This window comes from Microcystis sp. M061S2, from assembly GCF_020245605.1.
Taxonomy (GTDB): Bacteria; Cyanobacteriota; Cyanobacteriia; order Cyanobacteriales; family Microcystaceae; genus Microcystis.
The window spans coordinates 133,042-141,443 of record NZ_JADBUP010000042.1 but is presented as its reverse complement, the minus strand read 5'-3'; the positions used below and the strand labels follow the sequence as shown (position 1 = coordinate 141,443).

Below are 8,402 nucleotides of genomic sequence, written 5' to 3'. Positions count from 1 at the left end.
GGAACCATCTTGACCGGTGATGCCGGTAATGAGGGCGCGTTTAGCTTCAGTCATCAGTAATTTACCTAATCGGAAAGAATAAAGACGATGGCAGGGTCTGACTGCTTATAGCACACTTTAGCCCCTCAGGACAAGTTTGGCTAGGTTGAGAGGGGACAAAAAGATGAATTGATTTTTTATCCTGGCTGCATAGATTCTAAATTGTTCTGACAATTTTCTCGAAATTTTCTGACCTGAAATTCCTTGACTTTGATTAATTGATAATTATCTTTTCCCATGGCTAGGGAAAATTTGGCCTCGGTGTCATCAAGTAAATTTTGGGGGACAGCTTTCCACTGTTCTTTCGTTTGCCAATGGACAACGATAATTAATTGTTCCTCAATGGTGGGATTAATCCAAAGCTCCTTACCTAAAAAACCAGGTTGTTTTGCTAAAAACTTTGTCCAAATTTCTTGATCTTTTTGGATAAATTTTTCTCGTGCTTCGGGTTTAACTTGAAATTCTAACCACTCAATGACCATAGTAATTATCTCCTATTTTTTGGTTTTGATCAAGAATTCTTCTGTGAGTTTCATAAAAGCTTTAGAACCACTAGAAGAGGGCATGGCTGCCACCGCAGGCACGAACATATCCACAGCTTTAGCTACATTAACATCCATAGGAATCGCATTAGCAAAAATTTGATGGGCTTGAAAATCCTGTTGTACCCGGCGCATGACTTGATTATAGTAGCGACTGAGTAAACCACCACCGGAAAGAATAAAAACTATACCGAGTAAACCGGGGTTAATCGGGTCGGTTTCTTGATGACTAGCTTTCAGTTTAACTATTCTTCTTTCTAATAGCTGAATGCCGACAATTGATAAAGGTTCGGGACGGGCGGGTAGTAAATAAAAATGACTGCTACATAGACCACTACGAGTTAAAAGATTATAGCCCGGAGCGCAATCCATGATAATATAATCATAACGGTCTTGAATGGGGTCAATGATTTTTTGAATTAGGATTCTTTCCAGGTTATTCCAAGCATGATCAAAGCCTAAATCTTCCTGTAAAATTGCTTGATGGTGCAGGGTTTCTGAGACGACATATTCATCATATAGTTCAATGTCTCCTGGCAGTAAATCTAAGCCTTGAATTTCACAGACTGAAGGGACGATAATATCATCAATAGTTAATTTATTGTAGGGATTGGGTTTGATAATTGCTTCTAATAAATAGCTTAAAGTGCGTTTTTTGCGACGCAGTTGAGCGAATTCGTGAGGGGACATTAAACTAAGAGTCGCACTGATTTGAGCGTCTAAATCGAGGACAAGGACTCGTTTTTGCTGAAATTTAGCTAAACAGGTGGCAAGATTGACGGTAAGAGTAGTTTTTCCTACTCCTCCTTTCATATTAACGGTGCTGATGACAGTGGCCATTATGGGAATTCCTTTCTAGTTAACCGATGGAATATCTCGACGTAAAACTTGCCCGTTGGGAGCCATAATCAGAGGAGGTAAACTGGTAATATTGATCGCCTCTTGGGTTTTCATGTCGTAGGTGGTGTAAACTGTTTCCTGTTGATGGGGATTAATATCGACAATTGTTAGGGTTTTTCTGGGTGCTTGTTCACTGTTCAATAACCGTCGCGGTCCACTGCCTAAAGCTCCCGCGTGTAATAATTGTAATTGCCCCCGTTTACCCGGATAGTAAGCGTGAGCGTGGCCACTAATATAAGTATGCACCTGATAGCTTTCTAAAAACGCTCTTAATTGCTCGGCATCGGCTAAATAATCCCCCGGTCGATTTCTGCCCACGGCAATACCGTAGAGGGGTAAATGACCGATTACTAGCCGCATTTTAGCATTTTTAGCGTCGCTACTACTCAAGTTTTTTGCTGCCCAATTTAGTTGTTCCCGAGAGATTAAATGAGTGGAGGCATCCCAAACTAGATAGAATATACCATTTTGAGTGAAAGTATAATAAAAAGGAAAGCCAGTTTTATCGATAAAATTTAAACTTGTATGATGTTGGGGGTTTTGCCAATAATCTTGGGCTAATTTTCTCTCCTTAGCATAGATAAATTTTCCTGCGGATAAAGCTCCAGAAGCGTCATGATTACCGATGGTAAAACCAAAGGGTATTTTAGCAGCTCGCAGGGGCGCGGCGATATGATGATCAAAGGCTGACCACATGGCGTTAATTGCTGCCTCTGTCAAGCTGCTTTTTTGTCCTGCCACCATGTCCCCACCACAGAGGACCAGATCGGGTTTATGATTGATAATTAAAGGGATGGCTCGATCGATTTCGGGATCGTAAGTAGTGGAACCGTATTGACTATTAAGGTCACTAATCACGATTATCTTGACTTTTTTCGCCTTTTCTGCTTGTTTAACGGGAGACTCAGGGGGATTTTTGGAAGTAACGGGCTGTAAAATTTGATGAGCGCAAGCTACCAAGCTAAAACCGCCTAAACTGCCACTAATCAGCAAAAATTTACGGCGTTGCATAGAATATCAATCTCGTCTTTAATTGAGGTCACGTCAGTTAGTGTAGCAATTTTTGTCCCTTCGATCGCTTTTTTTTCCATCATCCCAATTAACCCTCAGGAGATAACTTGACAATTCTTTTAACTTCTTTTGCACCTTGGTTATGCCATCACCGGAGTAATTCCTCCGATGATTTGTTAGTATCTATTCAAGATAATTGTCCAAAAAATCTTTTATTTTTGCGTCAACTTCCCGTTAATACCCATCGAGCCAGTGAACGATTTGTTAAAGCTATTCAAGACAAAAAAACCGATTTAGTTATTTGTTGTGGTATGGCAGAAAGTCGTTATCGTTTAAGTTTAGAATCTCAGGCTAGGAGTAGTACAAAAAAGTTATTGACACCAATTCCATTGCCAGATTTAATTAAAAACCTTGACTATAGTTATATCAGCGATAATGCTGGTCAGTTTGTCTGCGAAGAATTATATTTTCAAGTCTTAAAATATCATCCGAGAGCCTTATTCGTTCATGTGCCGCTTTTAACTGACAAAAATTTTACTATTATTCAAAGAGATTTTCAGAAAATTATCACCCTTAGTCGTTAACTCATATAATTTGAGAGTAAGTTTCAAGGGAAAAAGGATATAGTGGTATTTTGCCATAATTGCCCTCCTCGACTTGAGAGCGCACCTGAGTCTAATAAATCTGATTACCACGTCGGGCAAATTCTTCTTGGCTGTAGAGGGGTGGTCGTACTATCATTAACCGGTTGCAACTTTTGCCCCTCTATTTTAACCCAAACATTGGGAATCTTCGCTAACATTCCTCAACTGGGCCCACAAGAGCGGCATCGCACTTAAACCCACAGCTTTAATAAATGTGGATGGTGTGTTCCCCAAAAATCGATCAGTGGAGCAGTAAGAGACACTTTAGGGAACGCAGCCTACAGCGATGGCGTACTGCTACGCAGTGCCTTCGGCATCCCACTGCATTGGGGTTGTTAGACCGCACAGCGGAAGCAAAACATTAATTGCCCCAAAATCTCGATCGTGATTACTAGAAGCTAATGATGCATTCTACCCATTGGATTGCGATCACCAAACCAAGCTATCAACCAAGTTCGCATCTGCTGAATTTCCAGGCGCTGGCTAGTGGCAATGTTCTCAGCCAAGGACTGGACAGGCTGATGCTTCACCAGATTATGATTCAGGAGCATTTGCGACATCATCACGGCTCCCATATGATGTTCAATCATATCTTGTAAAAAAGTTTGATCTAGGGCATCGCCCTGAAGTTGGCTCAGATCTCGCATCATGGGAACGTAGGAGACGCTAATATTCCCTCCTGGATACCACTGGTTGAGCCAGTTTTTCATCTGAGCAATTTCAGCAGTTTGCACTTGAATAATATTTTGAGCAAACTGCCTCATCTCAGGACGACTAGTGCGTGCCAGAATAACCTGGGCGGTATCGATTGCCTCCTGATGGTGGGGAATCATTTGGGCAAGATAGTCAAACTCGCTACTGACCTGCATATGATGCATCATACCCATGCCGTTGGGAGAAAATTGAGCAGAGGCGGAATCTGGAGAATTTCCGGATGGACGTGTCAGAAGTAAAGTTGAGGTTGCAGCCAGTCCAAGAGCGGCAACAGCCCCCAGCAGGATAATGGCTTTATTTTTCATGAGAAAAACCATGTAAAAACCTCACTATAGTATAGCACTTACCCAAAAGTAACCAGAACTATCTTCACCAAGAAATTAGCAGTCTAACTATGAATTATACGGAAACTTTCCGTATCTCATACTAAATACACATTTTTAAAGAATCTTTCCGCATATTACTCTCCTATAGAGCGATCACAAGAACTTTTCCTAATAAAATTACAAGTAACCGTGTTATGTCGAATTATTATAGGCGTTCTCATGTTTTGAAAATCCCACAGGGTCGCCGATACAAAATTAAGTTATACTTCATCTTTATGAGAAACGCTGCCATACCGGAATCTAATTTTGGGGAGGTTGATTACCATATTTAACTTCATTTGTCAAGAAATTCGCTCATTTTTAGGTGCGGCATTGCACTTAAACCCACAGCTGCAATTAATGTGCATAGTGCGTTCCCCAAAATCGATCGCTGGAGCAGTAGGAGCCACTTTAGGGAACACACCCTATTTTTTCTGTCAACCCAACCGACAGGATCAGCGTACTGCTGCGCAGTGCCTTCGCCATCGCACTATAGATTTAGCGGTTCCATTGAATACTTTAGCCAGCGGTCGGGTGCAGTGATTTATTAGACGCTCGCTTAATTGGCAACCTAACTAATCTATCTTTATGAGCCAGTTGCTTCTGCTTTAAGTCATTAAAAATAGCTCTTAAGTCATATTGAAACGATTGAGCGTATTCTTCTCTATACTTGTGAATTTCATCGAGAATTTCATTTTTATACATGACTAGACCTCTAGGTTATATCCAATAAGCTCATAAGGAGTGCAAATAACTGGCAATATATATCCGAGATCAGAACTAATCTGAGCCAGCTTACGCTGAATTTGGGCATTTGCCATGTGCTTGCAGTTCCATGTTAGCAAATAATCTAAGTTATAGACGGTTGCTAATGCCATATGTAAAGCGTCGTTAGATGCCTTTAGGGGCAGATTGCTTTGAGTCAGAAACGCTTGCGAAAGTTCAAACGCATCTTCTGTAAGTTCGAGAAGCATTAGGGATTGTAACAAGTTTAACCGTTGAGCGGCGATTATCGGATCTCCCTTAGCTGCCTCATCTTCAACGATCTCTGATGCGTAAAGCGTAAATGAGCTACTATGTTCGTTCCACCAATCCTGGGTGATCTTGATATTAGCAGCAACGATCAGATTGTCAGTGGGTCTGGCGGTTAAATGCCCAAAAATACTTGTTTCAATATAGACGCTTCCATTCACGGCAATCTAGAATATTTTTTCGCTCTCTATCCTACCTTATTTAATCTTGGTTTTGAGGGTGTTGGGTAACAGCCGCCAACCCAACCGACAGGATCAGCGTACTGCTACGCACTGCCTTCGCCATCACACTTAAACCCACAGCTGCAATCAATCTGCATGGTGCGTTCCCCAAAAATCGATCGCTGGAGCAGTGGGAGCCACTTTAGGGAACGCACCCTACAAGATCATCGGCGATCGCACTCCCCCCAAGACATCAAATCTTCTACTGTCAGAGAAGACTTGCTTAGTGAAGCAGATATTGTAAGATTCAACTCAGAGGGGCAAGAAAGATTGTCGGCATAAACTGCTCCGACAATATTATCGCAATTTTCAGTTTTCTTGCCGATATAGAAGACATCAGAGAATATTCTCCTGCCTGGCTGTAGATCTCCACAATCAATCTCAATAGTTAGTTGGTCAGTAGTTTGATTGATGCACACATTGCCTGGTGTCTTAGTAAATCTCATTCTATTTAGATTTAGTTCTAGTCCGAGAGATTGCTTTTCGGGCATTTGAGGAAGATTTTCCTTTTGAAGCATTTCTATCTGCATTAAAGAGTTAACTGAGAACTCGACTCTGACATTGCGCGCAGCGACACGCCCAACATTTGAGATAGATAGTTGAACTGGGCGAAATAGATTACGTACATAGATATAGTGAGCTAACTCACGGTAATATTGATGATTTGTTCTATACGCTGATATTGAATCAAGTATATAGGAATTTCTGGGCAAATCAGGCAAAGATGGGATGCTATAAGATGGCGGCAAGTTGCATAATTCAGCTTCAATTGATAAGTGTGAGCCAATCAGTTCCTTAGTATCTGGGTTGGAAAATACAACCGCAAGATTAGCGTCAATATCTTCAGGTTCCACCCTCATTTGTGCAATTTCATCTAAAGTAGCCGGTTTTTGTGGATCGGTTGAACTTCCTCTCCTCACATAAACCTTATCTTTATCCAGCTTTCCATATTTCTTCTTAAGATATATTGGTCTTGTTTGCTGTTCAATTCGGATAACACCTACTTGCTTGCCCTCAATAGTTGCGGCCTCGTAATGAAAGCGAACTGGCTGATTAGTGAGACTGTTAATAAATTGTTGAAGTGTGTGATCATCAAGATGATTTTGTATTCCTATTACTTCACTTTTTCCGCCCCGTACTTCCTCTACTCCAATCAAGATGTAGGCATCGGATCTTCGCCATGCGTTTGCGAATCCTAAAATATCCTTGACAAGTTCAGACTTCTCTTCCTCACTTGCCTTGGAGAATGGATATTGTTCTTTTTTGAAATCAAGCGTTGGACTTTCTTCTTCGTAAAGTAGGCTTTCAAGTAACTGAGTTTTCATTTAATTTGCTTTTTATGTATTAGTAACTGTACTAAGTCACAGGGGGAACTCGTAGCTTAGAAGTGTACGTCGGACTAGATGCTATACAGAAACTTTCCGTATATCACACTAAATACGCATTTTTTCAGGAAACTTTCCGTATATTACTCTCCTGTATAGCGATCGCAAGAACTCTTCCTATAACATTACAATAAGCGTGTTATGCCGAATTATTATAGGCATTCTCAGATGTTTTGAAAATCCCACAGGGTGGCCGATACAAAATTAGGTTATACTTCATCTTTATGAGAAACACTGCCACACCAGAATCGAATTGGGGAGATTGACTACCATATTTAACTTCATTTGTCAAGAAATTCGCTCATTTTTAGGTGCGATCGCTTTTTACACGATTATTCCGGTTCCGATTGCCTGGCCGGATTTTGGCAGAATTGCCCGATGGATTCCCTTAGTGGGCTTATTTTTGGGTTTAATTCTAGTTTTGCTCGATATAACTCTAGCTGGTCTGGGAATGCCACTCTTAACTCGTGCAGTTGTCCTTGTGGGGGTTTGGGTTTATCTAACGGGAGGACTACACCTTGATGGAGTTAGTGACACGGCCGATGGTTTAGCTGTCACCGACCCCCCGCGTCGTTTAGCGGTCATGGCCGATAGTGTTACCGGGGCCTTTGGAGTCATGGCCGTGACCATGGTTTTGCTGCTAAAAATCGCCGCTTTGACGGATTTAAGCGATAATCGAGCCTTAGCTCTAATTTTAGCCCCAATTTGGGGACGTTGGGGGCAAGTAATGGCGATCGCTCTTTATCCCTACCTCAAACCCACCGGTAAGGGAGCCTTTCATAAAGTGGCTTTTTGTCTGCCTTGGGACTGTGGGGGAGTAATTTGGGGGTTAATCGCCCTATTTGGTGGTCTAAGGTGGGGAATAATCGCCATTAGTGCTGGAATCGCCCTCGCTCTGCTTACTGGTTACTGGTTATATCGTCGTCTTCGCGGTCACACCGGCGATACCTACGGTGCGGTGGTAGAGTGGACAGAGGCTCTATTCTTGGTTTTTTTGACAATAATTAGCTAATTTTTGCCCTCCACAGCCCGTAAACGGGTTAATTTCAGGGTAAATTTTCCCCCACCGGTTTCTCCGAAAGCTCTCACCCGAATAATATATTTACCCGACTCGGTAATGCGTGCAAAGAGGAGGGCATTAGTGCCACCATCGGGACCATCATCATTTTCCGCTACAGTGGAACCATCGTCGGCCAGGAGAATTAAAACTCCATCAAAATTTTCTGATTTCAGATCGATGGCCACCTGATCATCCTTGTCCAAATCTACGGTATAATCTCTGGCAAACCCCCCCTCACCCGTGGGAATATCCTTGTCGGTGAGAGTATCGTTAATTTCTTTATTGAGGATTAGGGGGACGGGACTATAGATTTTTTCCGCTCGCACCGGTAAAGATTGACCGCTTAACCAGAATAAAGTGAACAAGACGCATAAACCAGAATAACGACCAGTCAAAGGGAATCTTATCATAGGGGCAGATGTTCGTTTTCTCAATCTCCCTATTCTACAAAAAACTGATAACTATCAGCAGTTCGAGAAAATTAAATTC

10 protein-coding genes are annotated in these 8,402 nt (G+C 41.9%); 2 read left to right on the top strand and 8 right to left on the bottom strand.

All coding sequences use genetic code 11. From position 1 onward, the window contains the following. Positions 1-176: 176 nt before the first annotated feature. The 3 genes from IM475_RS08215 to IM475_RS08205 are packed head-to-tail and all read right to left on the bottom strand — an operon-like array spanning position 177 to position 2,492. Positions 177-521, bottom strand: a complete 345-nt coding sequence (locus IM475_RS08215) for a TIGR03792 family protein (RefSeq protein ID WP_287727250.1) — start codon at positions 519-521, stop codon at positions 177-179. 12 nt (positions 522-533) lie between these two features. Beyond that, positions 534-1,421 (bottom strand): ParA family protein, encoded by an 888-nt coding sequence (locus IM475_RS08210; RefSeq protein ID WP_193956835.1) that lies wholly within the window; start codon positions 1,419-1,421, stop codon positions 534-536. A gap of 15 nt (positions 1,422-1,436) precedes the next feature. After that, positions 1,437-2,492 carry a metallophosphoesterase family protein gene (locus IM475_RS08205; protein ID WP_287727249.1) on the bottom strand — a complete coding sequence of 352 codons (1,056 nt, stop codon included), beginning with the start codon at positions 2,490-2,492 and terminating at the stop codon, positions 1,437-1,439. A 107-nt stretch (positions 2,493-2,599) separates the two neighbouring features. Between IM475_RS08205 and IM475_RS08200 the strand changes: the two genes are divergently transcribed. Then, a complete protein-coding gene (locus IM475_RS08200; protein ID WP_287727248.1) occupies positions 2,600-3,076 on the top strand; it encodes a pyroglutamyl-peptidase I family protein in 477 nt (158 codons plus the stop codon). 458 nt (positions 3,077-3,534) lie between these two features. On the opposite strand, the gene IM475_RS08195 is transcribed toward IM475_RS08200, so the two are convergent. The 4 genes from IM475_RS08195 to IM475_RS08180 form a co-directional block, all read right to left on the bottom strand. Beyond that, complete coding sequence (locus IM475_RS08195) at positions 3,535-4,167, bottom strand: DUF305 domain-containing protein (protein WP_353737442.1); 633 nt, start codon at positions 4,165-4,167, stop codon at positions 3,535-3,537. 567 nt (positions 4,168-4,734) lie between these two features. Then, positions 4,735-4,920: a hypothetical protein gene (locus tag IM475_RS08190; RefSeq protein ID WP_002757942.1), complete on the bottom strand. Its 186-nt coding sequence runs from the start codon at positions 4,918-4,920 to the stop codon at positions 4,735-4,737. 2 nt (positions 4,921-4,922) lie between these two features. After that, positions 4,923-5,408: a type II toxin-antitoxin system VapC family toxin gene (locus IM475_RS08185; protein WP_002797897.1), complete on the bottom strand. Its 486-nt coding sequence runs from the start codon at positions 5,406-5,408 to the stop codon at positions 4,923-4,925. 224 nt (positions 5,409-5,632) lie between these two features. Further along, entirely contained in the window at positions 5,633-6,793 is a 1,161-nt protein-coding gene (locus IM475_RS08180) for an AlbA family DNA-binding domain-containing protein (RefSeq protein ID WP_149988192.1), read from the bottom strand. Between the two features lie 313 nt (positions 6,794-7,106). Here IM475_RS08180 and cobS point away from each other — a divergent pair, with 313 nt between their 5' ends. Beyond that, positions 7,107-7,865 carry an adenosylcobinamide-GDP ribazoletransferase gene (cobS, locus tag IM475_RS08175; protein ID WP_287727246.1) on the top strand — a complete coding sequence of 253 codons (759 nt, stop codon included), beginning with the start codon at positions 7,107-7,109 and terminating at the stop codon, positions 7,863-7,865. Here cobS and IM475_RS08170 read toward each other — a convergent pair. Beyond that, positions 7,862-8,323 carry a PPC domain-containing protein gene (locus IM475_RS08170; RefSeq protein WP_190359789.1) on the bottom strand — a complete coding sequence of 154 codons (462 nt, stop codon included), beginning with the start codon at positions 8,321-8,323 and terminating at the stop codon, positions 7,862-7,864. The genes cobS and IM475_RS08170 overlap by 4 nt on opposite strands. Between the last annotated feature and the right edge of the window lie 79 nt (positions 8,324-8,402).